Source organism: Winogradskyella litoriviva, from assembly GCF_013249065.1.
GTDB lineage: Bacteria > Bacteroidota > Bacteroidia > Flavobacteriales > Flavobacteriaceae > Winogradskyella > Winogradskyella litoriviva.
This window is the reverse complement of record NZ_JABRWQ010000001.1, coordinates 154,712-179,856: the sequence shown is the minus strand read 5'-3', so window position 1 is coordinate 179,856 and position 25,145 is coordinate 154,712. Positions and strand designations below refer to the sequence as shown.

At 33.6% G+C, this 25,145-nt stretch carries 19 protein-coding genes and 1 riboswitch; of the genes, 5 read left to right on the top strand and 14 right to left on the bottom strand.

All coding sequences use genetic code 11. The annotated features are described in order from the left end of the window. The 10 genes from HNV10_RS00725 to HNV10_RS00680 all read right to left on the bottom strand — a co-directional run bounded on the left by HNV10_RS00725 (position 1) and on the right by HNV10_RS00680 (position 13,252). Positions 1–1,443: a SusD/RagB family nutrient-binding outer membrane lipoprotein gene (locus tag HNV10_RS00725; RefSeq protein ID WP_173299417.1), complete on the bottom strand. Its 1,443-nt coding sequence runs from the start codon at positions 1,441–1,443 to the stop codon at positions 1–3. 9 nt (positions 1,444–1,452) lie between these two features. Next, entirely contained in the window at positions 1,453–4,647 is a 3,195-nt protein-coding gene (locus HNV10_RS00720) for a SusC/RagA family TonB-linked outer membrane protein (protein ID WP_173299416.1), read from the bottom strand. Positions 4,648–4,737: 90 nt separating this feature from the next. Continuing rightward, positions 4,738–5,418, bottom strand: a complete 681-nt coding sequence (locus tag HNV10_RS00715; protein WP_173299415.1) for a TIGR04282 family arsenosugar biosynthesis glycosyltransferase — start codon at positions 5,416–5,418, stop codon at positions 4,738–4,740. A 77-nt stretch (positions 5,419–5,495) separates the two neighbouring features. Further along, the gene (gene arsS, locus HNV10_RS00710; RefSeq protein WP_173299414.1) at positions 5,496–6,557 is read right to left on the bottom strand and encodes an arsenosugar biosynthesis radical SAM (seleno)protein ArsS; all 1,062 of its coding nucleotides are present in this window, start codon (positions 6,555–6,557) and stop codon (positions 5,496–5,498) included. An 81-nt stretch (positions 6,558–6,638) separates the two neighbouring features. After that, a complete protein-coding gene (locus HNV10_RS00705; protein ID WP_092445017.1) occupies positions 6,639–6,974 on the bottom strand; it encodes an arsenosugar biosynthesis-associated peroxidase-like protein in 336 nt (111 codons plus the stop codon). A gap of 85 nt (positions 6,975–7,059) precedes the next feature. Next, positions 7,060–7,956 carry an alpha/beta hydrolase gene (locus HNV10_RS00700; protein WP_173299413.1) on the bottom strand — a complete coding sequence of 299 codons (897 nt, stop codon included), beginning with the start codon at positions 7,954–7,956 and terminating at the stop codon, positions 7,060–7,062. Between the two features lie 361 nt (positions 7,957–8,317). Further along, positions 8,318–8,794 carry a nucleoside deaminase gene (locus HNV10_RS00695; protein ID WP_173299412.1) on the bottom strand — a complete coding sequence of 159 codons (477 nt, stop codon included), beginning with the start codon at positions 8,792–8,794 and terminating at the stop codon, positions 8,318–8,320. 157 nt (positions 8,795–8,951) lie between these two features. Further along, complete coding sequence (locus HNV10_RS00690; protein ID WP_173299411.1) at positions 8,952–9,959, bottom strand: alpha/beta fold hydrolase; 1,008 nt, start codon at positions 9,957–9,959, stop codon at positions 8,952–8,954. A 75-nt stretch (positions 9,960–10,034) separates the two neighbouring features. Continuing rightward, positions 10,035–11,333, bottom strand: coding sequence for an O-acetylhomoserine aminocarboxypropyltransferase/cysteine synthase family protein (locus tag HNV10_RS00685; protein WP_173299410.1), 1,299 nt, complete (start codon positions 11,331–11,333; stop codon positions 10,035–10,037). A gap of 144 nt (positions 11,334–11,477) precedes the next feature. Beyond that, positions 11,478–11,602, bottom strand: a riboswitch (SAM riboswitch). Positions 11,603–11,704: 102 nt separating this feature from the next. Beyond that, complete coding sequence (locus HNV10_RS00680) at positions 11,705–13,252, bottom strand: hypothetical protein (protein WP_173300030.1); 1,548 nt, start codon at positions 13,250–13,252, stop codon at positions 11,705–11,707. A gap of 148 nt (positions 13,253–13,400) precedes the next feature. Between HNV10_RS00680 and HNV10_RS00675 the strand changes: the two genes are divergently transcribed. The 5 genes from HNV10_RS00675 to HNV10_RS00655 all read left to right on the top strand — a co-directional run bounded on the left by HNV10_RS00675 (position 13,401) and on the right by HNV10_RS00655 (position 20,326). Next, complete coding sequence (locus tag HNV10_RS00675) at positions 13,401–14,576, top strand: 2-isopropylmalate synthase (protein ID WP_173299409.1); 1,176 nt, start codon at positions 13,401–13,403, stop codon at positions 14,574–14,576. Further along, on the top strand, positions 14,577–15,962 hold the full coding sequence (leuC, locus tag HNV10_RS00670) for a 3-isopropylmalate dehydratase large subunit (RefSeq protein WP_173299408.1): 1,386 nt from the start codon (positions 14,577–14,579) through the stop codon (positions 15,960–15,962). It abuts the gene before it with no gap. Next, positions 15,962–16,549 (top strand): 3-isopropylmalate dehydratase small subunit, encoded by a 588-nt coding sequence (leuD, locus tag HNV10_RS00665; protein ID WP_173299407.1) that lies wholly within the window; start codon positions 15,962–15,964, stop codon positions 16,547–16,549. The genes leuC and leuD overlap by 1 nt, the downstream gene beginning before the upstream one ends. Before the next feature lie 72 nt (positions 16,550–16,621). Continuing rightward, a complete protein-coding gene (gene leuB, locus HNV10_RS00660) occupies positions 16,622–17,740 on the top strand; it encodes a 3-isopropylmalate dehydrogenase (protein ID WP_173299406.1) in 1,119 nt (372 codons plus the stop codon). A 6-nt stretch (positions 17,741–17,746) separates the two neighbouring features. After that, entirely contained in the window at positions 17,747–20,326 is a 2,580-nt protein-coding gene (locus HNV10_RS00655; RefSeq protein ID WP_173299405.1) for a phosphoenolpyruvate carboxylase, read from the top strand. 138 nt (positions 20,327–20,464) lie between these two features. On the opposite strand, the gene HNV10_RS00650 is transcribed toward HNV10_RS00655, so the two are convergent. From HNV10_RS00650 to HNV10_RS00635, 4 genes are all read right to left on the bottom strand, one after another. Then, complete coding sequence (locus tag HNV10_RS00650; protein ID WP_173299404.1) at positions 20,465–21,697, bottom strand: ammonium transporter; 1,233 nt, start codon at positions 21,695–21,697, stop codon at positions 20,465–20,467. Between the two features lie 5 nt (positions 21,698–21,702). Then, the gene (locus tag HNV10_RS00645) at positions 21,703–22,041 is read right to left on the bottom strand and encodes a P-II family nitrogen regulator (protein ID WP_173299403.1); all 339 of its coding nucleotides are present in this window, start codon (positions 22,039–22,041) and stop codon (positions 21,703–21,705) included. Between the two features lie 319 nt (positions 22,042–22,360). Then, positions 22,361–23,665: an ammonium transporter gene (locus tag HNV10_RS00640; RefSeq protein WP_173300029.1), complete on the bottom strand. Its 1,305-nt coding sequence runs from the start codon at positions 23,663–23,665 to the stop codon at positions 22,361–22,363. A gap of 31 nt (positions 23,666–23,696) precedes the next feature. Continuing rightward, on the bottom strand, positions 23,697–24,731 hold the full coding sequence (locus tag HNV10_RS00635; RefSeq protein ID WP_173299402.1) for an outer membrane beta-barrel protein: 1,035 nt from the start codon (positions 24,729–24,731) through the stop codon (positions 23,697–23,699). Positions 24,732–25,145: the final 414 nt, after the last annotated feature.

Genomic DNA, 25,145 nt, shown 5'->3' with positions numbered 1-25,145 from the left:
TTATTCATTCCACCACACTGGAACATTTATACTATTGTTGTCGGTTGCAGATGCAGCAACACTATAATTTTCAAAATTTAAAGCTTCTTCTTCCGCAGGATATGGCATTCTTACTGGAATGATATCATTATTTAAACTCGCAGAAATAGTTTGTAATTCTGGGAAACCTGTTCTTCTGTATTCTATCCAACCTTCATAACCATTAATCACATTTGCAATCCATTTTTGAGTCAAAATTTGCTCTATTGGATTTGATCCAAAAGCATTGTAAGCTGCAGGACCAGCTAAATAATCGGCTGGTAATTCCGTGTTCCAATACTCAAATGCTAAAATAACACCATTATTGTATAAGGTTTGTGCATCTGCCGAAATTATGTTTCTGGCAGCCGCTTCTGCTAAAGCAAATTGCACTTCCCAAGCGGTAATAAAATTAGCGTCTAATGTGGATGTGTCTTCTCTAAAAGCTGTGCTTGCTAACGAATAATCGGCTAAGGCAATAGACGTGGAAGACGCGTCAATTCCATTTAATAATCCGTTATATTCATTTGTGGTTGAATTAGAAAATGGACGAAATAAACTCGAAATTCTAGTGTCGTTTAAATTTATTAAGATGTCTTCCATAGTTTCTGATAATACAAAGTTGTTGAAATCGCCAATTCGTAATTGTGCTAATCTAAAACTATTTGGGTCTGTATTGGTAAAATTGAAAATAGCATTCTCACTGTTTGAAGTGATATAATTGCCTTCATCATATAAGGTTTGCATTGAGCTTGAAACATCTACTTTATCTGAAATACGAAGCAAATGTTTAACTTTTAAGGCATTTGCAAACTTTATCCAAGCGTCCAAATCGCCATTAAATAAAATATCGCCTTCTAGTGGAATAGCATCTGAATAGGCTTCAATGGCTGCAATGCCTTTGTCTAGATTATCTAAAATACCGTTGTCGTTAAGGTAAATATCTTCCTGTAAATCATAAGTTGGTGTTACAGAACCTTCAACTCCATTAAAGGCTTCAAAATAAGGCACGTCTCCAAATAAATCAGTTAAACCAGCTGTCATATAGGCTTTTAAAATTAACGCAGGGCCTTCATAAACCGCAAAAGTCTCAACAGTTCTTGATTGGTTTAAAATGATTTCATTATCTCTTAAATTGGTATAAAATATAGGCCAAGGATTACCACCTAATTGTGGCGATTTTAAAGCATGCCTATCAAATAAATTAAAATCTAAAGCGGTTCTGTGTTGCGCTAATAAATCGCCAGCCACAAAACCTTCGTAGCTCATATTTTCGCCAAAATCGTAAATAACTTGTCTCAGTAACAAACTCGGTTGTACCGAACTTGGCGAGTTAGGATTGGTGTTGATGTCTTCAAAATCTTTGGTGCAGCTTGTTGTAAAAATTAAGCTTAAAATTGAAATGGTATATATGATTTTTTTCATCTTAATATTTTAGAAATTAAATCCGGCTTTAAAACCAATGCTTCGTGTTGTGGCATAACTCATATCTTCAACACCACTCACAAACCCGTTGCCTTGCACGGCTAATTGTTCTGGGTCAAAATGTGGGTTTTCAGTAATGGCAAATAAATTATTTCCGACTAAAGACAGGTTTAAATCTGCACCTTCTTTTAAGCCTAAAAAGCCATCTTTAAAATTAAAGGTGTAACCAATGGCACATTGACGAAGTTTTAAAAACGACGCGTCGTACACATTGTTTTCTTCGTGGTTTCTGTCGTAAAATTGTCTGTAATAACTTTCTGCTGCAATAGCAACCGTATTTGCTGCACCAGTATTAACGTTGACTCCTTGAGCGACAATGCCGTCCTCTGGTCTGTAATTAGTTTCGGCCAATTGACCACCAACATTTCCTAAAGCGCGTGTTCTAGAAACGACTTCGCCACCTTGTCGCCAATCGAATAAAAAGCTTAGGTTCCAACTTTTGTAGTTGAAATTATTGCGCCAACCTAATGTGAAATCTGGATTGTAATTTCCTAGCTTTTTCAAATTGTCATCCGCAATGTAATTCCCGTTATCATCAATTAGAAACTGACCGTTTTCGTTTTTCTGATAGCCTGTGCCGTAAAAATCGCCAACGCGTCCGCCTTCTTCCACTTGAAACCAAACGGTTTGATTAGAACTATCGTAAATTCTACTGTACGCGAGCGTTAATCGTCCATCAGATTGTGGTAAATCTTTAATGACTGAACGGTTTGTGGCAAAATTAAACGTGGTGATCCAATTAAAATTATCCGTTTGTATTGGTGTAATGCCTAAAATGATTTCTACACCTTGTGTATTCACTTTGCCGCCATTTACCACTTGCTGACTGTAACCAGAAGAAATAGCCACAGGTAACGAAATGATTTGGTCTTCGGTATTGGCATTGTAATACGTGAAATCTAAACGTAATTTGTTATCCAAAAATCGTAAATCGGTACCAAATTCATAAGAGGTGGTACGTTCTGGTTTTAAATTCGCATTAGGAATAAAATCTTGGTTGCTAAACGTGGGTTCGCTATTGTAAGGCGTTTGTGAAACAAAAGCGCCAGAGGTTTGGTAAGCACTGGTATCATTTCCTACTTGTGCCACACTTGCTCTTAACTTCGCAAATGAAAATATACTCGGTAATTCCGTAACGTTAGAGAGAATAAAACTTGAAGACACAGAAGGGTAGAAGAACGATGTGCCATCTACCGAAAATGGTGTTGCTAAAGCACTAGACCAATCGTTTCTGCCAGTAATATCTAAAAATAAAAAGTCTTTATAACCGAATTTTGTAATGCCGTAAAATGAATTGATGCGTTTTTTACTTTCAAATTGAAACGTTTCAATGGGCGAAGCTGCATTATTAAGATTGTAAATTCCTGGTTGTGCCAAACTCACGGTTTGCGACTGATTTGTGGTTGCGGTTTGGTTGAGTCTATTGCCACCTAAAAACACATCCACCGAAAAGTCATTAAATTGATTTTTATAGTTGATTAAAAAATCAGTATTCATTTCTCTAAACATCACATCATGCTCTGCGTAAGCACCATTACTAAAACGGTTGCTACTGTAAGCACGTCTTAATTGACGCTTTTCTGTACTGTAATCCATACCTGTTCTTAAGGAAATACTTAGGTTTTTGGCTAATTCTTGTGTCATAGAAATATTACCAAAAATTCGGTCGCGATTAAATGAATTGGTGTTTTCGTTTAATATGAAATACGGATTATCAAAAAAGGTATAATTAAAAGAATATTGTTGTGTGCCTTCTAAACTAGGCTGCCAATAATCCTTTAAACTTTCAATATTTAAAGAACGTGGTCCCCAAGCCACAAGCGAATAATTAGCATTTTCGCTTCCGTAACCATTAGAAGGTCGGTTGTCGCTACTAGAATTTATATAACTAATAGATGCGTTGATTTCAGTCTTTTCACTTGGATTAAAATTTAATTTAGCCGCAACGGTTTGTCGGTCTAAATTAACACCAGGAATAATAGATTCACTTCTTAAATCTGTAAAAGATAAGCGGTAATTTCCGGTATCAAATCCATTAGATATTGAAATGTTATTAATGGTTGTGGTTCCAGTTTGATAGAAATCTTTTAAATTATCTGGATGAGAAACAAAAGGCGTCGCAGTAATGTCTATGCCATTATAAAGTGCCGTGTCGCCACCTCTTACAACAGAACCGTTTGCTAATTGCACAGGACTATCAAATTGCGGAATAAGTAAACCAGTATCTAAACGCGGTCCCCAAGAATAGGTAATATTATCGTTGATGCCACCACCAAGACCATCAACATATGCAAATTGGCCGGAATTTCCCTGACCATAAGAATTTTGAAAATCTGGTAATCTAAACGCTGAATCCACAAACAATGATGTGTTAATACTAATGCCTAAGCCTCTTTGGTTACTACCATTTTTAGTATCTATAACAATAACACCATTTGAGGCTCTTGTGCCATACAAAGCTGCAGCACTTGGTCCTTTTAAAACGTTAACAGACGCAATATCATCTGGATTGACTTCCATGCCACCATTACCAAAATCAATTTCTTGAAATCCAGCAGCAGCTTCATTAGTAAAATTAAAAACTGTTTCGTTATTTATAGGTACACCATCTACCACAAACAAAGGATTGTTATTAGAAAAAGACGCTTCGCCTCTAATGGTAATTTTAGAAGACGACCCAACACCTGTTGCACCTTGTATAACGGTTACACCAGCTAGTTTGCCTTGTAGGTTGTCTAAAAAATTGATGGTTTTTACCTCGTTTAAATTTTTTGAGGAAATCGCTTGAACCGCATAACCTAATTCTTTGGTGTCGCGTTCTAAACCTAAAGCTGTAATTACCACTTCATCTAAAGCTGCAGAATCTTCTTCTAAAGCAATATTAATTAGGGTTTGGTCGCCAATCACAATAGTTTGAGATGTAAAACCTAAAAACGAAAATGTAAGTGTATCTGCGTTAGATGAAACCACAATACTGTATGTGCCATCATCATTTGTTGTAGTGCCTAAACCTGTGTTTGATGTAATGTTTACAAAGGGCAAAGGTGTTGCAGAAACTGCATCTGTGACGGTTCCGGTAATTGTAATTTGAGCATTACTGAAAAAGCATAAGCATAGCAGTAAGCTTGTGTAAATGTGCTTCATATTAAGACCACAAAACGTGGCGATTTTTTTTTGAGATGTTTTAGTTGGAATGAAAAAATCGTGGGAATTAGAACAATTTAAATTCCCGTTTTAAATATGAAGTAAAATAGGCGAGCCTTTATTATAGTGTTTTTTGAAAACCGTTTTACCATGAAAAACAGTAGTAAAACTAGAGTGTGTTTGAATGGCTTTCCGAAGCTTTAAGAGTAGCTTTTTAATCTTAATAGCTAAAGGTTTGAAACTTTCTAAGATGATTTCAAAATCGGAAGCATCATCGATATCTGATAGGGTTTCAAGATAAGTTGTTTTTATATGTTGCTGTTGTAATTCAGCATTTAAACAATGACGAAGTTGTTTGGTTTGCCAAGGTAAATTCTGAATTTTAGTGGTATTAAAATGTGTTTGCTTGAAACCCATTAAATAAAAACCACCATCCGTTGAAGGTCCTAAAACAACATCAGAATGATTTAATTGGTCCTTTGCCTTTAATATATGATTGGCTGTAAGATGCGGTATATCATTACCAAGTGTAATAACTTGTTTGAAACCTTTATTGTAAATTGTAGCAATAGCATTTGTAAAACGCTCGCCAAAGGTGTTTCCTATTTGTTCTTTTTCAGAATAATGAAAATAAGGTAAACCTGTTTTTTTAACCGTTTTTATCGTTTCCGTATTAAGCAATTCAAAAAAATCAGCAGAAGAATGGGATGTAGACATCAATTCTTTTTCTGCAGAATTTGCAAAGATTAATATGGCGGTTTGGTTATTCATATGTCATTCCTGCGAAGGCAGAAATCTTATAATTTTGGTTTCGTAATTTTTAGATTCCTGCTTTCACAGGAATTGGGTTAAGCAACAACACCTTGACAGCTGCTTCCTGCACCAGCAGTACAACCGTAACAATGTTGCGAAATGACGATGTTTCGTCCTTCTAATAATTCTTCATTAAATTCTGAAATATGCTTAGACTTACTATTTACAGGCAATTCTAACATCTGGTTAAAATCACAATCAAATAAATAACCATCCCAACTAATAGAAATGGTGTTGGTACACATTACATTTTCTACAGCAGCAGGATTGTAGGCTTCAACCAAAGAATACATATAATCTTCGTAATTTTCTGAAGCAATAAGGAAATCTAAAAATCGCGCAATTGGTAAATTAGTAATGGCAAATAAATTGTGAAATTCAATACCGAAATCTTCCATCAAAGCTTTTTTGAAATCTTTTTCCATAGCCGCTTGGTCTCCTGGTAAAAATGCACCAGACGGATTGTAAACTAAGTCGAGACGTAAATCACTTCCTGGCATACCATAACCTACGGCATTTAATTCTTGCAAGGCTTTAATTGATTTATCAAAAACACCATCGCCTCGTTGTTTGTCTGTTTTTCCACGCGTCCAGTGAGGCATAGAACTTACGACGTGTATATTGTGTTTTTTAAAAAACTCAGGTAAATCGTAATATTTTTTATTCGCTCTAATGATGGTAAGGTTAGAACGCACAATGAAATCTTTAATTCCGGCTTTAGCAGCTTCTTCTACAAACCACCTAAAATCTGGATTCATTTCTGGTGCACCACCTGTTAAATCCAAAGTATGTGCGCCTGTATTTTTAATCACCTCAAGACATTGTCTCATGGTATCTCTGGTCATTATTTCCTTACGGTCTGGACCAGCATCTACGTGGCAATGGTCGCAAACTTGGTTGCACATGTAGCCAACATTGATTTGTAGAATTTCAAGCTTTTTTGCTTTTAAGGGAAATTGACTCGTTTCAGAAATCTTAGTTTTAAACGTTGGTAATTCTCCATTTTGAAAAATACCATTAGAGAGAATTTCTAATTGCTTGTTGCTTTGTGCTAAATCGCTTCCTTGCTTTTTTAGGGATTTTGTTGCTGTCGCCATTAATCTATTTCGGGTTTTGTAAGCTTGCTAATTAATCAAGTGCTAGTTTTTCCCTTTTGGGGAAATTAAAAGGGGCTTTTTTTACCCATCTAATTTATTTACTTTATTCATCATTTGCACACCATGTACTAAGGTTGCACCACTTTTAATAGCAGCACCAACATGTATGGCTTCCATCATTTCTTCTTTGGTTACACCTCTTTGAAGCGAATCTTTTGTATACGCATCAATGCAATAAGGACATTGTTCTGTATGCGCTACAGCTAAAGCAATCAATGATTTTTCACGAGCGGTAAGTGCGCCTTCTTCAAAAACTTTTCCGTAATAGTCAAAGAATTTGTTTCCAAGTTCTTCGCTCCATTCTGTGATTTTTCCAAATTTGCGTAAATCTGCTGCGTCGTAATATGGTTTAGACATAATGTATTTTTTAAGATTTGAATCAAAAATTGTTTTGTCGAAATGATTTCAAAGACTTAACAAAATTTGAAATTAATTTTATCAATTAGTATTTTGTTAGTTGCGGTAAGGAATATTCAGTGATTTGAATCACATCATTTTTTCTAACCGTTTTATCTAAAAAGTAGAAAATATCATCTAAATCATTACTGTTAACCGAAGCGACTTCATGAGCGCCTCCTTTTACAATGTTGAAATAATATGGTGTTTCTAATTCTTCAAGTTTTTTTACGATGGTATTTGGGCCATCTAATATCATATAACCAGCTTTATTGGGTTGGCAATTGTGATGTGGTGCTGTACCAAAAGGTACTGTAGTATCGTTTGTGCCATGGAAAAATACAGTAGGTATAGCGTTAGTAGTCGTAATGTCTTCGCTATTTAGAATGGCACCAGAAAAAGAAATAGCAGCAGCATATTTTATAGTGTTGTAATCGGTATCGTTTGACAAGAAAAACCGTTTCATAAAAACAGTATGTAGAATAATTTCTGCGCCTGCGCTGCTTCCTGCTGCAATTATCTTGCTAGTATCTACTTGTAATGTGTTACTATTATCATATATGAATTGAGTAGCATCTAAAAAATCTAGAACACCTTGATTAAAGGTAAAGAGTTTATCTTCTTTAGAGCATTTACAGCCAAAACCGGTTTTGGTGCCTCTTCTTAATAAACGGTATGAAATGGAAATGCCAATGTAGTTTTTAGAAGTGGCAAAGTTGGCCATATTTGTTTCGTCTGTACCAGCACGACTTCCTCCAGAAAATCCGCCACCATGCATCCAAACCACAACAGGTAAACTGTCTGTTTTTTTTATGTTTTCTGGCGTGTAAACATCCATTTTGAGGGTATCTAAACCTTTAATGGCATAGGTGTACGTTTGTACTTTTTGAGCAGAACTAAAGAAAAAGGATAAAATAAAAATGACTATGAATAGGTGTTTCATAAAATCAAATTTAAGCTAAAAAAACCTAAAATCTTGAACTATTTATTATGTACTTAATAGAAAGGTTAAACTGAATAATTGATAAAAGGAATAAGATTTATTAGTTTAATTATTTAAAATAAATTCATCAAACAAGAGTTGCTCTCGTTGCTTGTCTTTTGGCATTTCTATTAACTGTAAATCACTCATGCCACGAGGAGAATAGAAATAAGTTTTCCAAATGGGTTTGTGTTTTATAAAGATATGATGTTCTCCAAACTCATCATCAGAGTATACACCTATCCAAAATTAAAAAAGGATTAGAATTGAACATATCATCAATACTAATCCTAATTTTTTATTCAATTTAGACCTGTTCAAATTAATATTCGGTCTTATCTACTTTTTTTGTCCATTCATTAAATGGCTCTAATGCAATCTCTCTAGCTAATTGCTGAAAAGGAATGCTTCTTTTTTCGTAAGGTAACGGGATTTCTTTATAGATAAATTCGTCATCAAAACCGATTTTAGCAGCATCTACTTGGTTGCTTCCATAGTAAACTTTGTCTGGTCTTGCCCAATAAATAGCGCCCAAACACATTGGGCAAGGCTCGCACGAGGTGTAAATTTCACAACCCTCTAATTGAAAAGAATCTAGATTTTTACATGCATCTCTAATGGCTGTAACCTCAGCATGTGCTGTTGGGTCGTTAGTAGATGTTACTTTGTTATTTCCGCGTCCTATAATTTTTCCATCTTTAACAACAACGCAACCAAAAGGTCCACCTTCATTGTTATTCATTCCTTTTAAAGCTGCATTTACAGCTTCTTTCATAAATTGTTCTTTATTATTACACATTAAATGTTATTTTAATTATAGTTTATTATCGACAAAGGTCTAACGAGCTAATATACTATTTTTAAAAATTAATCTTTGCATTAAATCCATCAAGAGAGAAAAAACAAAAAAGCCCAAACATGAGTTTGAGCTTTTCCGTTAGTTTATTTATCTGTTACTATGCAATTCTTACTTCTAAATTATTATTCGTTTTTAATTCTCTTTTAAAAATGGGTTTTAAAAAACGTTCTAATTGGTCAAATTCAATTAGAAAGGCATCATGGCCATGGATGGATTTAATTTCATGAATATTAACATTGTCTTTTACGCTTTTTAAATCTACATAATTATTCCAGTTTTCTTCAGCCTTAAAAAACAAATCTGAATTTATAGTGATTATATGTATGTCTGAAGAAATCGTTGATGCCACTTCTATAAAATCCTTATGATTTTCAGTAATATCTATAGTTTTTAAAACTTGATTCATCATTTTGTAAGCAGATAAATTAAAACGTTTGTTTAAACTATCACCATGATAATTGAGCCAAGATTCTACATTATAGAGTTTGTCTTCTTTTTTAGTTCTTCCAAATTTTTGTGCGAGTGATTCAGGCGTTCGATATAACGTCATTGCATGCATTCTGGCATCGGCTAAAGGCTGACTAGAGTTGTTTAAAATGGCATCTTGAATATGACAATTAGCGATTATCCAGTCTGTAGATTTCCAATCGGTTGCAATTGGAATTAAGTGTTTAATTAAATTAGGTTTTATTACAGCTAATTCCCAAGCTAATCCGCCACCAACTGAGCCACCAATAACGGCAAATAATTGTTCTATTTTTAATTGCTCTAAAGCAATTGCCATTAGTTTAGCGACATCTTTTGCCGTAAAATTTTTATAATCTTGTATTAAATTTTCAGGGTTATTATCAAACCCATTTCCCGGAATATTGAATGCTATAATGGTATAAGTGTTAGTATCAATACATTTATTTTCTCCGATTAAATCATTCCACCAACCGTCTTCTCCAATAACATTAGAATTTCCTGTTAAAGCATGGTTTACTAAAACAAAAGGAGCAGTATGAATCGTTTTTCCAAATGTTTGATAAGACAAATTAATTGTATGTGTCTTACCAGAAATGGTAATAAAATTTCGAATAGTTATGTATTGTAATTTTTCCATTTTTAATTTTAAACGATTAAACAGATGCCATCATGGTAATGACATCTGTTTTAAAACTAAACTTAACTGCTACAATTAGTTTTGGATTGCTTTTTCTTGCTTTACAATAGCAAAAGCGGCTTTTAGATCGGCTTTTAAATCTTCAATATTTTCTATTCCTACTGATAGTCGAATTAAATCTTTAGTAACACCTGTTGTTTCTTGTGCTTCATCGTTAAGCTGCTGATGTGTTGTACTTGCAGGATGTATTATTAATGATTTTGTATCTCCAATATTTGCCAATAGTGAGAATATTTTTGTTTTGTCTGCAATGGTCTTAGCGGCTTCGTAACCACCATCAGCTCCAAAAGTTACGATACCACTTTGTCCGTTTGGTAAATATTTTTTAGCAAGGGTATTGTATTTGCTGGTTTCTAAGCCAGGATAATTTACCCATTTTACTTCCGGTTGTTCTTGCAGCCATTGAGCTAATTCTAAAGCATTTTCACTATGTTTTTTAATACGTAATTCTAAAGTTTCTAAACCTTGAATAATTTGAAATGCATTAAACGGACTCAACGCGCCACCATAATCTCTTAAGCCTTCAATTCGGGTTTTTGCAATAAAAGCAGCTGCACCAATGACTTCGCTATATACTAAACCATGGTAACCAGCGGATGGTTCTGTAAATTCTGGGAATTTTCCGTTGGTCCAATCAAAAGTACCTGCGTCAATAATTACTCCTCCAAGTGATGTACCATTACCATTTATGTATTTTGTTAAAGAGTGAATAACAATATTAGCTCCATATTCAATTGGATTTAACAAATATGGAGTAGCTACTGTGTTATCTACAATTAATGGTACTTTGTGTGCTTTTGCGGCTTTAGAAATGCCTTCTAAATCTAAAACATCTAATTTTGGATTCCCTAAAGATTCTACAAAAATTGCTCTTGTGTTTTCTTGTACTGCTTTTGCAAAGTTCTCTGGGTCAGAAGGGTCAACAAACGTAGTTGTAATGCCGTGTCTTGGTAGTGTAACGCTTAGTAAATTATAGGTTCCTCCATATAAACTACTAGAAGCTATAATGTGGTCTCCAGCTCGTAAAAGTGTTAGTAGTGTTGTAGAAATCGCTGCTGTACCAGAGGCTGTTGCTACTGCCGCAATACCACCTTCTAGGGCAGCTAAACGTTGTTCTAAAATGTCTGTTGTAGGATTGTTTAATCTTGTGTAAATAAATCCTGGAACTGACAGGTTAAAACGTCCTGCTGCATCATCCGAATCATCGAAAACATAAGAAGAAGTTTGATAAATAGGAACAGCTCTTGTTCCTCCTGTAAGATTAGTGTCATGTCCTGCGTGCAACGCTTTTGTTGCGAATTTTTGTGTACTCATTTTTCTAAGTTTTTTGAATTAAAATAAATTAAACCAAAAGCCAAATAAACTTCTTTTACTCCTTGAATGTTGTCTAAGAGCGAAGCGTACTTAATAGAAAAATGTTATAAAGAAAATGCTAATTACAAATGAGTAATTAGGCTTGAGTTATCTATCTAAAATTTGCAAAAAATGACTTGCCCATTCAAGTAGAATTTAGCACCTTCTTAGTAAGTCTAAGGGTTGCTAAGGCTTCATTGGGTCTTTCCCTCCACCTTTCTTGATAACATTTCAGTAAGTGTTTGAACTTTGTGAGCACAAATATTGCAACACAAAATCTAGAATTCCAAATTATTTTGTGTTTTTATTTGTTTTTTATGATATTCTAAAGATTACGGAGCATATTTTGTTAAATATTTAGTCTTTATTATTTCACTAACCGGTTTGTTTTCTATTTTACTTTCTAGCCAAGAAATAATATCTAAATATAAAAATGCTCTCCGTTCAAAGGGATGGTCTTCATATGCGATTAAAGTTTTATGTAATTCTTTAAATGCATTTTTAAGATCATGAGGGTAAATGTCTTGAAGTCCTCTAATAAATTTAATCATTTCCTTTTGCACTTCATGTAACTCATTCATTTTTATTAAAAATTTGTAAGTGCTTCTTAAAAGGGTTTCTAAATGATAATCTAAACCAGCTTCGTAATGTGCAACGAGATTTAATACTCTAGAAAAGCACAATAAATCTTCACGCATAGAAAGGGTTTTGTTAGAAATAATTTTATCTAAATATTGTATACAAGCCTTATTGTTTCCTGCTCCAAAATGTAAGCTAGCAAACTTGTAATAAAATACTAATTTGTGGTGTGGATCTATTCTATCTTTAAAAAGAATAAGTTCGTTTTCTATAGTTGGAATTATAGTTAAACCGTCTTCAAAACTCCCATCTATAAAGTATTGGTTAATGTTGTGAAAGTTGGTATATAGAAATATTAATGAAGAAACATTTTCGTCTTTAGCAAATTTAGGACTAGTTACTGTGGCTTTAAAGTTTTCTAATTTTTGAACAAATTTTGGTTTATTTCGAATAAAAAATATAGACTCAAGTAGGTAGTTGTTTCCTTTTAAAAAGAAAACAGGATTAAGATTAATCATACTTGGATTTTGATAGAATAAGTCTACCCATTTTGAAGCATATTTGTAACAATTCAAAAAATCTTGCATTAAGAAACTATACCATAAATGCGCTTTGTAAAGCCATAATTTTTCTCTGAAACCTAATTTTTTATTTTTAGTAGCAGGTAATCTTTTGTTAAAATAGGTTGTAATTTCATCTGCATCTTTCTCATTTCTAACGTAGCCTGTTTTAAGAATTATGCTATAAAGTTGAAGGGATAAATTAGAAAGTTTACTTGCAATAACATTGAGTGCGCTCAGTTCTTTGGCTTGTATAGCTAGTTCGTCTGCACGTGTGCTGATACTGCGAGTTATGTATTGAGATTCGATGACTTTTTCGAGTTCTACAATTTCAAAAGCTGAGTTTTTTTCTTCATTAACAATGGCTAATTCTTTTGCTTTGTCTAAAATTTTTAGACTCTGTTTGTAGAGTCCTTTGTGATATAAAATTGAAGCAAAATCTAACTGTTCTCTAATTTGTAAACGCACATTTTGGTGAGATGGATTTAACTTAAGGCTAATTAATATCTGTTTGTATAAGTGTGCTTTTACATTAGCTAGTTGCGTTTTTTTTACAATACCAGTTTTTAGAATTGAGGCTTCATTATAACCTTTTGCTTTATCTAAGAGGTTAAAAAGATTCAAGAATTTAGAATCAGAATTTACACCGAGTCTTCCAACGTAAAGTTTAAACTGTCGTTTTTCAGACTTAGTTAAAGATTTTACAAGTGAAAATAAATTATCTTTTTGGTCTTTAGTTATCAATAGAATATAAGCTTATTGTGTTGTTTGTCAGTTATTTAATGTCCTTATGTGGTTTTGAACATCGTAAAATCGATTTATCAATATACAATGTAATGAAATTCAAAACATAAATTCGTAAGACAATACTATAAATATATTTTGATATATGTCAAATAACAATATACAAATCTTTGATACAACTCTTCGCGATGGCGAACAAGTACCTGGCTGCAAACTTAATACTGAGCAAAAATTAGTTATTGCAGAGCAGTTAGATGAGCTTGGTGTAGATGTGATTGAAGCTGGTTTTCCCGTCTCGAGCCCTGGAGATTTTAAATCGGTTGAAGAAATTTCTAAAATCGTAAAAAACGCAACGGTTTGTGGATTAACACGATCTGTGCAAAATGACATTAAAGTGGCAGCAGAAGCTTTAAAATATGCTGTAAAACCAAGAATCCATACCGGAATTGGGACATCGGATTCTCATATTATTCATAAATTTAAAACCACACAAGAAGATATTCTACAACGTGCATTTGCGGCTGTAAAATATGCAAAATCATTTGTAGAGGATGTTGAGTTTTATGCGGAAGATGCTGGTAGAACAGATAATGAATTTTTGGCTAGAGTCTGTGAAACTGCAATTAAGGCTGGTGCAACGGTATTAAATATTCCTGATACTACAGGATATTGTCTACCTAGCGAATATGGTGCAAAAATTAAGTATCTTAAAGAGAATGTAAAAGGAATTGAAAAGGCTATTTTATCTTGTCATTGCCATAATGATTTAGGTTTAGCAACTGCAAATTCTATAGAAGGTGTTATTAATGGAGCAAGACAGATTGAGTGCACTATAAATGGTATTGGTGAACGTGCTGGTAATACAGCTTTGGAAGAGGTTGTTATGGTATTGAAACAGCATCCTTATCTTGATTTAGATACTAATATTAATACGTCAATGCTTTACGGAATGAGTCAATTGGTTAGTGATAGCATGGGTATTTATACGCAACCAAATAAAGCAATTGTTGGTTCTAATGCATTTGCGCATAGTTCTGGAATTCATCAAGATGGTGTAATAAAAAACAGAGAAACTTATGAAATTATTGACCCAAAAGATGTAGGTGTTACAGATTCTGCAATTGTGTTAACAGCAAGGAGCGGAAGAGCAGCACTGGCATATAGAGCTAAAAAAGTGGGTTATGAGTTAACTAAATTACAGTTAGACGAGGTCTATGCAGATTTCTTAAGTTTTGCAGATAAAAAGAAAGAAATAGATGACAGTGATATTCATCAAATCATTGAAAAAAGTAAATTGTATCAACAAATAATTTCAGCATAGATGTCAAAGAAAACACTTTTCGATAAAGTTTGGGATGCGCATGTTGTTAGTACAATAGAAAATGGTCCTCAAATACTATATATAGATAAACATTTAATACACGAAGTAACAAGTCCACAAGCTTTCAATGAATTGGAAGATCGTGGAATTCCTGTATTTAGACCAAATCAAATTGTTGCAACAGCAGATCATAATACACCTACTTTAAATCAAGATAAGCCAGTTAGAGATGAGTTATCTAGACAGCAACTAGAGCAATTATCAATAAACTGTAAAAAAAACAATATTACATTATATGAGTTAGGACATAAGTATAATGGAATTGTCCATGTAATGGCTCCTGAGTTAGGAGTGACACAACCAGGCATGACCATGGTCTGTGGAGATAGTCACACGTCAACACATGGTGCCTTCGGTGCTATTGCTTTTGGAATTGGAACAAGCCAAGTAGCACAAGTTTTTGCAAGCCAATGCTTGTTGCTTACTAAGCCCAAAAGCTTAAGGGTTTCTGTTAATGGCAAATTAAAGAATGGCGTTTTGCCAAAAGATGTCATTCTTTATATTATTTCAAAATTAGGAACAAATTCTGGTACAGGTTATTTCTGTGAATATGCAGGAAATGTGTTTGAAGAAATGAGCATGGAAGGTCGAATGACCGTTTGCAACATGAGCATTGAAATGGGAGCACGTGGCGGAATGATTGCACCAGATAAAACAACTTTTGAATACGTAAAGGGTAGACAATTTGCGCCAAAAGGAGAAGATTTTGAAAAGAAAGTAGCCTATTGGGAAACTTTGTCAACAGATGAAGGAGCTTCTTTTGATATGGAATATAGTTTTGATGCGGAAGATATAGAACCAATGATTACTTACGGAACTAATCCGGGAATGGGCATTAAGATTACTGAGAATATTCCTGTTGATGAAAATCCATCATTTAAAAAGTCATTAGCTTATATGAATTTTGAGGCTGGTGAAAGTTTAATAAATAAACCAATCAATTTTGTATTTATAGGTAGTTGTACAAATTCTAGAATTGAAGATTTTAGAGTCGCTGCAAAATATATTAAAGGAAAGAAAAAGGCAGATAATGTTACAGCATGGTTAGTGCCAGGAAGTAAGCAAGTTGAAGCGCAAATTATAGAAGAAGGCTTAAAAACCGTATTTGAAAATGCAGGATTTGAATTGCGTCAACCAGGTTGTTCAGCGTGTTTGGCTATGAATGACGATAAAATTCCGCAAGGTGAATATTGTGTATCTACATCAAATAGAAATTTCGAAGGACGACAAGGCCAAGGTTCTAGAACTATTTTAGCAAGTCCATTGGTGGCAGCTGCAACTGCAATAGAAGGTAAAATTATTGATATTTCAAAACAATTAAATTAATGGAGAAGTTTACAAAATTACAATCTAGAGCCATTCCGTTAAGTATTGAGAATGTAGATACAGATCAAATAATACCAGCTCGCTTTTTAAAAGCTACCGACAGAAAAGGATTTGGAGATAATGTATTTAGAGATTGGAGATATCATAAAGATGGAACAGTAAATACTGATTTTGTATTAAATAATTCAGAATTTTCTGGGAGTATTTTAGTTGCAGGAGATAATTTTGGTTGTGGATCGAGTAGAGAACATGCAGCATGGGCAATTACGGACTATGGATTTAAAGTAGTTGTGTCTAGTTTTTTTGCTGATATTTTTAAGGGTAATGCATTAAATAATGGACTCTTACCTATTCAAGTATCAAAAGGTTTTTTGAGTGACTTATTTGAGAAAATTGAGTCCAATCCTCAGACAGAAATGGAGGTTGATTTAGAAAATCAAACAATTTCTGTAAAAGACTCTACATTGTCTGAAGATTTTGAAATAGACGCTTACAAAAAAACATGCTTAATTAATGGTTATGATGATATTGATTATTTATTAAGTAAAAAAGCAGAAATTGAAGCTTTTGAAAAACAAAGTGTGTAGATTAGCAGCATCTTTAATAAATAAGAAATATAGATTAAGATTTCCGATATTTCGGATATAAAAAAAGTTTTAATGAAATTAAATATTGCAGTTTTACCAGGAGATGGTATTGGCCCAGAAGTTACAAAACAAGCCATAAAGGCACTGACAGCAATTGCTTCAGAATATAATCATAGTTTTAAATTTACTATTGCAGATGTAGGAGCAATAGCCATTGATAAACACGGTGATGCTTTGCCAGAGAAAACTTTAGAATTATGTAAAAATAGTGATGCTATATTATTTGGCGCTATAGGAGATCCAAAATATGATAATAATCCAGATGCAAAAGTAAGACCAGAACAAGGATTGCTTAAGTTGAGAAAGGAAATGGGATTATATGCTAATATAAGACCAGTAAAAGCATATCAAACTTTATTAGATAAATCGCCATTAAAAAAGCATATTATTCAAGGTACAGATATTAGTATTTATAGAGAATTAACAGGGGGAATTTATTTTGGTAAAAAAGAATTGTCAGAAGATGGTAACTATGCCTCAGACCTTTGTGCATATTCTAGGGATGAAATTGAGCGTATTGCTCGTTTAGCTTTTGTTGCAGCTCAAAATAGAGATCACAAATTAACGTTAGTAGATAAAGCCAACGTATTAGAATCTTCAAGACTATGGCGAAAAGTTGTAAAGGAAATAGCAGTAGAATATCCAGATGTAAAATTAGACTTTTTGTTTGTAGATAATGCAGCCATGCAAATGATATTAAACCCAAAACAATTTGATGTTATATTAACCGAAAATATGTTTGGAGATATTATTAGTGATGAAGCCAGTGTAATTGGTGGATCTATTGGTTTGTTGGCATCTGCATCTGTGGGTGATAAATATGCTATGTTTGAGCCAATTCATGGGTCTTATCCACAAGCAACAAATAAAGGTATTGCTAATCCTATCGCATCCATCTTATCTGCAGCGATGTTGTTGAGTCATTTTGGATTACATAATGAAGCTGAATTAATTAGGTTGGCTGTTGAAAAATCATTAAAATTGAATATTACAACACCAGATATTAATTCGGCAATTGATACAGTTACCACAACCAATGTTGGAGATTTTGTTGAGGATTTTATCTTTAATCCAAAAGACACAAATCTAAATTTTAAAAATATCCATTTAGGACAATCGACTATAATATAAATATACATGCCCACACAGCCAAAACTTACTAGATTTAATCAAAATGTATTGTCAAAGTATCAAATATACAACAGTATATTTATGACTTTACCCTTTTATAGCGTAACTAAAACGGGTGCACTTTTGCCTTTGTTTCATGAAACGTGTCAAAAAGGATTTGCACATCAAGAAGATCCGACAACTATAGTTACTACATTTTTTAAAAAATATCAGGCAAGACGTTCAGAAGAGAGTCAGATTAATTTATTGTTTCGTTTTATTCAATATATTGAAAGACAAGTTGTATTGTTTGATGCTATTGAAGATGCAGCATTCCCTGTGGTTAATAATATGGATGGTATTGGTACATTACGAAGTTTAAAAGAAAACGTAACTGCCGATAATAAAATGGATACTCTTAAAAAGTATCTAGAAGAATTTAAAGTTAGAATAGTTTTAACTGCTCACCCAACTCAATTTTACCCTGGTTCTGTTTTAGGAATTATTACAGATTTAACCGAAGCAATTAGGGAAAATGACTTACTGAGAATAAATGACTTACTAGCGCAACTAGGAAAAACACCATTTTTTAAAGATAAAAAACCATCACCTTTTGATGAGGCTGTGAGTTTAATATGGTATTTAGAAAATGTTTTTTATAAATCGTTTGGAACCATTTACGATTATATTCAGCAAAATATATTTGATGGTCAGCAAATTGAAAACGATATTATAAATATTGGTTTTTGGCCAGGAGGAGATAGAGATGGTAATCCTTTTGTAACACCAGAAATTACTCTTAAGGTAGCAGGTAGGTTGCGTTTGTCAATTATAAAAAGTTATTACAGAAATATAAGACGATTAAAGCGGAAATTAACGTTTGAGGGCGTAGAGAGTAGAATGGCTAAATTAGAAGATGAGCTTTATAAAATTATCACTAATGAGACCTCTAGCCTCACATTGCCATTTTTAATCTCAGAATTAGAAGCGGTAAAACAAATTATTATAGATAATCATCATTCGCTATATTTAGAAGAGGTAAAAAGTCTTTTAAATAAAGTGCACCTTTTTGGGTTTCATTTTGCGAATTTAGATATACGTCAAGACAGTAGAAAACATAATCAGTTTTTTAATGAAATGGTGAATACTCTAATAGAGAGTGGTAGTGATATTTTTCCTAAGAATTATCATGATTTGTCTGAGAATGAACAAGTAGAGATTTTATCTGCCGTAAATGGTAAAGTAGATTTGTCATTAATAAAAGACGAAGAAACTTTGATGGCTTTAAATACTATGAAGGCAATTAAAACCATTCAAACCACTAATGGAGAAAAAGCAGCTAATCGTTATATTATTAGTAATAATCAAACAACACTTAACGTCATGCAATTATTTGCAATGTTAAAGTTAGTTGCGTTTCACGATGAATTAACAGTAGATATTGGGCCACTTTTTGAAACGATAACAGATTTAGAAAATGCACCAAAAGTAATGGAGGAGTTGTATACAAATCCAGAATATGCTAAGCATTTAAAATCACGTGGTAATAAACAGACCATAATGTTAGGCTTTAGTGATGGTACTAAAGATGGTGGTTATTTAATGGCTAATTGGTCTATTTATAAAGCTAAAGAAGCTTTGACTTCAGTGTCTAGAAAATATAATGTAAAAGTAATTTTCTTTGATGGTAGAGGAGGACCTCCAGCTCGAGGTGGTGGAAATACACATAATTTTTACGCTTCTTTAGGTCCCACAATTGAAGATGAAGAAGTACAGTTAACCATACAAGGCCAAACTATAAGTTCTAATTTTGGTACTTTAGAGTCTGCACAATATAATTTAGAACAATTAATTAGTTCTGGTATAGGAAACAGTATTAGTGATAAGGATCTAAGTATGTCTGAAGAAAATAGAGCTGTAATGACGGATTTAGCTAATCGTAGTTATAAAGCGTATTCAGATTTTAAATCACACCCAAAGTTTATTTCTTATTTGGAGAATATGAGTACACTTAAATATTATGCTAAAACTAATATTGGTAGTCGTCCATCTAAACGCGGAAAGTCCGATGGTTTAGTGTTTGAAGATTTAAGGGCAATTCCTTTTGTTGGTTCCTGGAGTCAGTTGAAACAAAATGTACCTGGATTTTTTGGTGTAGGGACAGCATTAAAGTATTATGAAGATGCAGGCGAATTTGATAAAGTTCAATCTTTAATAAAAACTTCAGATTTTTTCAAAACACTAATAGGAAATAGTATGATGTCTTTATCTAAATCTTTTTTCGATTTAACTAGATATATGGCCCAAGATTCAGAGTATGGTGAATTCTGGAAAATCATATACAATGAGTATGAAACTTCTAAGCGATTAATTTTGAAGTTAACAGGTTATAAAGAATTGATGGAAGAAGAGCAAGTGGGTAAAGCCTCAATCGCAGTTAGAGAATCTATTGTTTTACCATTGTTAACAATACAGCAATATGCATTGAAGAAAATTCAAGAGTTAGAAAAAGCTGAGGTTAGAGATGAAGCACAAATAAAAATATTTGAGAAGATGGTGACGCGTTCATTGTTTGGAAATATTAATGCGAGTCGTAATTCAGCTTAAAAAATAGAAGTATATATTAGTATAAAAAGCATGTAAAAAATAAAGTTTCACATGCTTTTTTTGTTTCATAAAAAAACCTCTAAGCCTTTTACTTAGAGGTTTATTTTAATTCCAAACAGTCAGGTATTAAGAATGTTTTTAGTGTTCATTCAGTCTAAAATCTGGATAGGCATCCATACCATGTTCATGGGCATCAAGACCTTCAAGTTCTTCGCGTTCAGAAACTCTTATTCCTACAGTCTTCTTCATAATAAATATAATTAAAAATGATGATACTATACAAATAGCAGCATAAGCGGCTACACCAATTAATTGGCTTACAAATTGGGCTCCACTTGCAAGGTTTCCAAATATTCCTACAGCAAGAGTTCCCCAAATTCCACAAGCTAAGTGCACAGCTATTGCTCCAACAGGGTCGTCAAGTTTTAGCTTATCTACTAAAGAAACAGCAAAAACAATAATTGCACCTGCAACGGCACCAATAATTATAGCATCTGTAGGGCTCATTTGGTCTGCGCCAGCAGTAATTCCTACTAGACCACCAAGAATACCATTTAAAAACATGGTTAAATCTAAATTTTTATAGCGTATAGTAGATACTAAAGCAGAGACAACACCTCCAGCTGCTGCTGCTAAACAAGTTGTAACTAAAGTTAATGAAGTTAATGTTGGGTCTGCAGATAAAACTGAACCACCATTAAATCCAAACCAACCTAACCATAGAATAAGAACACCTGCGGTTGCTAACGGAATATTGTGTCCAGGAATAGCCTGTGGTTTTCCATCTTTAAATTTACCGATTCGAGGGCCTAATAAACATACTGCAACTACGGCAGCCCAACCACCAACTGAATGTACAAGGGTGGATCCGGCAAAATCATAAAAAGGAGTTTCTAAGGTTTGTAAAAATCCACCTCCCCATTTCCAAGAGCCTGCAATAGGGTAAATTAGTCCTACGTATATTATAGTGAAAACCATGAATGGCCCAATTTTAATACGTTCTGCAACTGCTCCAGAAACAATAGTTGCTGCGGTGGCAGCAAACATGCCTTGGAATAAGAAATCTGTCCAATAGGTGTAACCCTCATTGTAAGTTAGGTCCAAAGCGCCTTCTGTGGTTAATGGTGAGTCTAAACCAAAGCCAGCAAAGCCTATAAATCCATTAAATTCTCCAGGGTACATAAGATTGAAGCCAACCAATGCATATAGAAGTAAACCTACAGTTATTATAAATATATTTTTAAATAAAATGTTAAGCGTATTTTTTTGACGTGTTAATCCAATTTCTAAAAATGCAAATCCTAAATGCATAAAGAAAACGAGCGCTGTACAGATCATCATCCATACATTGTTAATAGTTAATAATTCCATGTGTTTTATTTAAGTGTTTGTCCTCCTTTTTCTCCTGTTCTAATTCTGTAAACTTCATCAATATGTGATACAAAGATTTTGCCATCGCCAACATCTCCAGTTGATGCAGATTCGAGTATTGCTTTAACTGTAACGTCTTCAAAATCATCATTAACAACTATAGATAGGTAGCGTCTCTGAATATCGCTTGTGCTATAAGAAACACCTCTGTAAACATGGCCTTCTTTTTCGTTTCCAAGTCCTGTAACATCCCAATATGAGAAAAAGTTAACACCAACTTCGTGCAATGCATTTTTTACTGTAGAAAATTTAGATTTTCTAATAATTGCTTCAATTTTTTTCATTGTAATATTTGTTAGTTAGAATTTAGATAATACTTAATACTATTAGTAAAAAAATATTAAATATGAGTTAATTCATCTCAAATCTATGCAATATTAACCTATACCCTAAAAAAAAATGGGGTTAAAACGTAATTTTTGTGAATTTCTAAATTATTACCCTATAAAATTTAGGTTTAATTTGTAAATATTGCTTTTTAGTGAAAAGCTTTTAAACAAAAACCTCCTGAGTTTAAACTCAGGAGGTTTTCTTTCTAACAACTAAAATTATACAATCAGTTTTTAATATTTATGTTTAAGAATTATTATTTATTAGAAATAATTACCCTCTATCTCTTTTTCCAGGGTATGCAATTTCGCCATGTTCTGAAAGGTCTAATCCTACTTCTTCTTCTTCTTTAGTAACGCGAAGACCCATTGTAGATTTTAAGATTTTAAGTATTATGAAAGATAGGACTATAGACCAAGTTGCATAGGCCAAAACTCCAATAGCTTGTGAACCTAGTTGTCCAAATCCTCCACCGTTAAATAAGCCAATACCTGTTTCTCCGTCTATTCCCCAGAGTCCAATTACTAAAGTTCCCCATGCTCCTGCAACTCCGTGTACAGATGCAGCGCCAATAGCGTCATCGATTTTCAATTTCTTTTCAATAAATTCAATTGAGAAAACAACTATAATTCCTCCAATAAGTCCTGCAAATACAGCTCCTATCGCAGACATATTACCACAACCAGCAGTAATACTAACTAATCCTGCTAGGGCACCATTTAAAGTTTGTGGTAGATTTGGTTTACCGTACCATATCCATGTGGTAATTAATGCGCCTAAGCCACCAGCTGCGGCTGCTAAGTTTGTGATTAGTACTACATTTGAAGCTCCGATAGCATCTGCGCCACCCCAAGCTAGTTGTGAACCTCCATTAAATCCAAACCAACCTAACCATAGTATAAAAACACCTAAAGTTGCAAGTATTTGATTGTGGCCAGGAATTGCATGTACTTTTCCGTCAACAAATTTACCTATTCTTGGTCCAACCATAAAGGCAGCCACTAATGCAGCCCATCCACCAACAGAGTGTACAATTGAAGAACCTGCAAAGTCAATAAACCCTAGGTTGGTTAGCCAGCCAGACCCTTGCCATTGCCATCCACCAGCAATAGGGTAGATTAAAGCTGTCATTACTACTGAGAATATAATATAGGTTGAGTATTTTGTACGTCCAGCGATAGCACCTGATACAATTGTTGCTGCTGTAGCCGCAAACATAGTTTGGAAGAATAAATCTGCTCCTTCGCCTTGCATTAAACCGCTCCAGAAGAACCAGCCATTAGAAGTGTCTCCATACATTAATGAGTATCCAACTAACCAATAAGTTAATGAGCCTACACAGATGTCTAATAGATTTTTCATTGCGATATTAGCGGCATTCTTAGATCGTGTCATACCAGTTTCTACCAGTGTAAAGCCTGCCTGCATAAAGAATACTAAGATACCAGAAAGTAGCATCCAAAGCATTCCTAAATCTCCGTTGATAGCGCTTACCGCATCTTCAATGTCTTTTGTGGTTGCAGCTACTGTGTCTTGTACAATAGCTAGGTTTGGGATTATGGTTAAAAAATTATCTATCATAATATTTTGGTGTTAGTTAGTATTGTTTTTAGAATGAGTATATAGCGGCTACTGTAAAAGCGCTAAGGCTACTTGCTGCTTCTCCATCATTGTCTATAACGTTTCCATAAATACCTCCATCAGCATCAGTTAAAGAGTCTAATCTAAATTCTGGCTTAATAATTAGGTTGCTGTCAACAGAATAACTTCCTGTTAATGTTAATCCTAATACACTTGGGTAGTCTACGCCATCGTCATCACCATGTAATGCAAAATACTCGCCTCTTAATCCAATACTAAAATCGTCAGATGTTGCTAGCTGTGGGTATAAAGCGGCACCGTAAAAACCACTTCCATCGTTGTCATTGTATGCAGCATTGATTCCTAAGAAAAAAGAATCGGAAAGGTCAAAACCACCAGTGTAGTCAACTTCAAATCCTAAACCTCCATTATTGCCACTATCATAGTAAAGGTTTAAGTATTGACCTGAGTAGCCTAACTGTGCTCCAAATGAATATTCTCCAGTGAATGAAGTGTTGTTGGTGTCCCATGGATTCATAACAGCTAACATTAAACTAAAGTCTTCAGATAAAGCAAAATCTGCTTTTAAACCAACATGGGAAAAAGGCCCACTAGAAAATAAGTAAGATGTGCTATAGTTAAAGTTTGCTGCAGGAGCAATCACTTCATATCCTAAAAAGGTGTTAAAACGTCCCATTGTTAAGGTTGTGCTTTCTGAAACATTCCAGTATGCATATGCTTGATTTACAATTCCGTCAACGATATCATTACTAAAAGTTGCGCCAGCACCTCTTGGACCTGTAACTAAATCAAGAACTGCACCTACTTTTCCGCTTTCATAACTGGCTATAATGTTACCCATGCCTATTGCGAAACCTGTTTGATCCGCAAAAGCTGTGCCGAATGATGCTCCAGCGTCATCAGGAGCAGATAAGTAGGTTTGGTAATAAGCATCAACACTTCCACTTATTGTAAAAGACTTTTCTTCTGTTGTCTCTTCTGTTTCTTGTGCTGTTAATACTACTGTAAATAAAAGTAGTGTTAAAGTGAAAATTTTCTTCATAATAATAAATTTAAAAATAGTTAGTTTGAGTCAAATCTATATAAACTTTAGTTACACCCCTCAAAAAAATAGGGTCAACTCATTATTTTTATGAATAAATTATTTTTAACCCCTAAAAATTTAGGGTTTAAATTATTTAAAGTGATTTATTATGATTTCAATAATGGTGTTTTTTAAATTTTTGTTAAAATTCTTAATTTTATGAAAAGTATATAATGTTAATTTCATTTATAAATCGTTTTCTTACAATACGCTTGATTTTATTGAATAATTCTCATTGATTAATTGCTAGTATATACTGTTTTTATTGCTAAATTTTCATTTTCTATAGTATTAATTATAGATATGGGAAAAGTGTTTCTACTTTTTTATAAATCAAATTTTAGCTTCTATATTAGAGCTGAAATAAGGTGT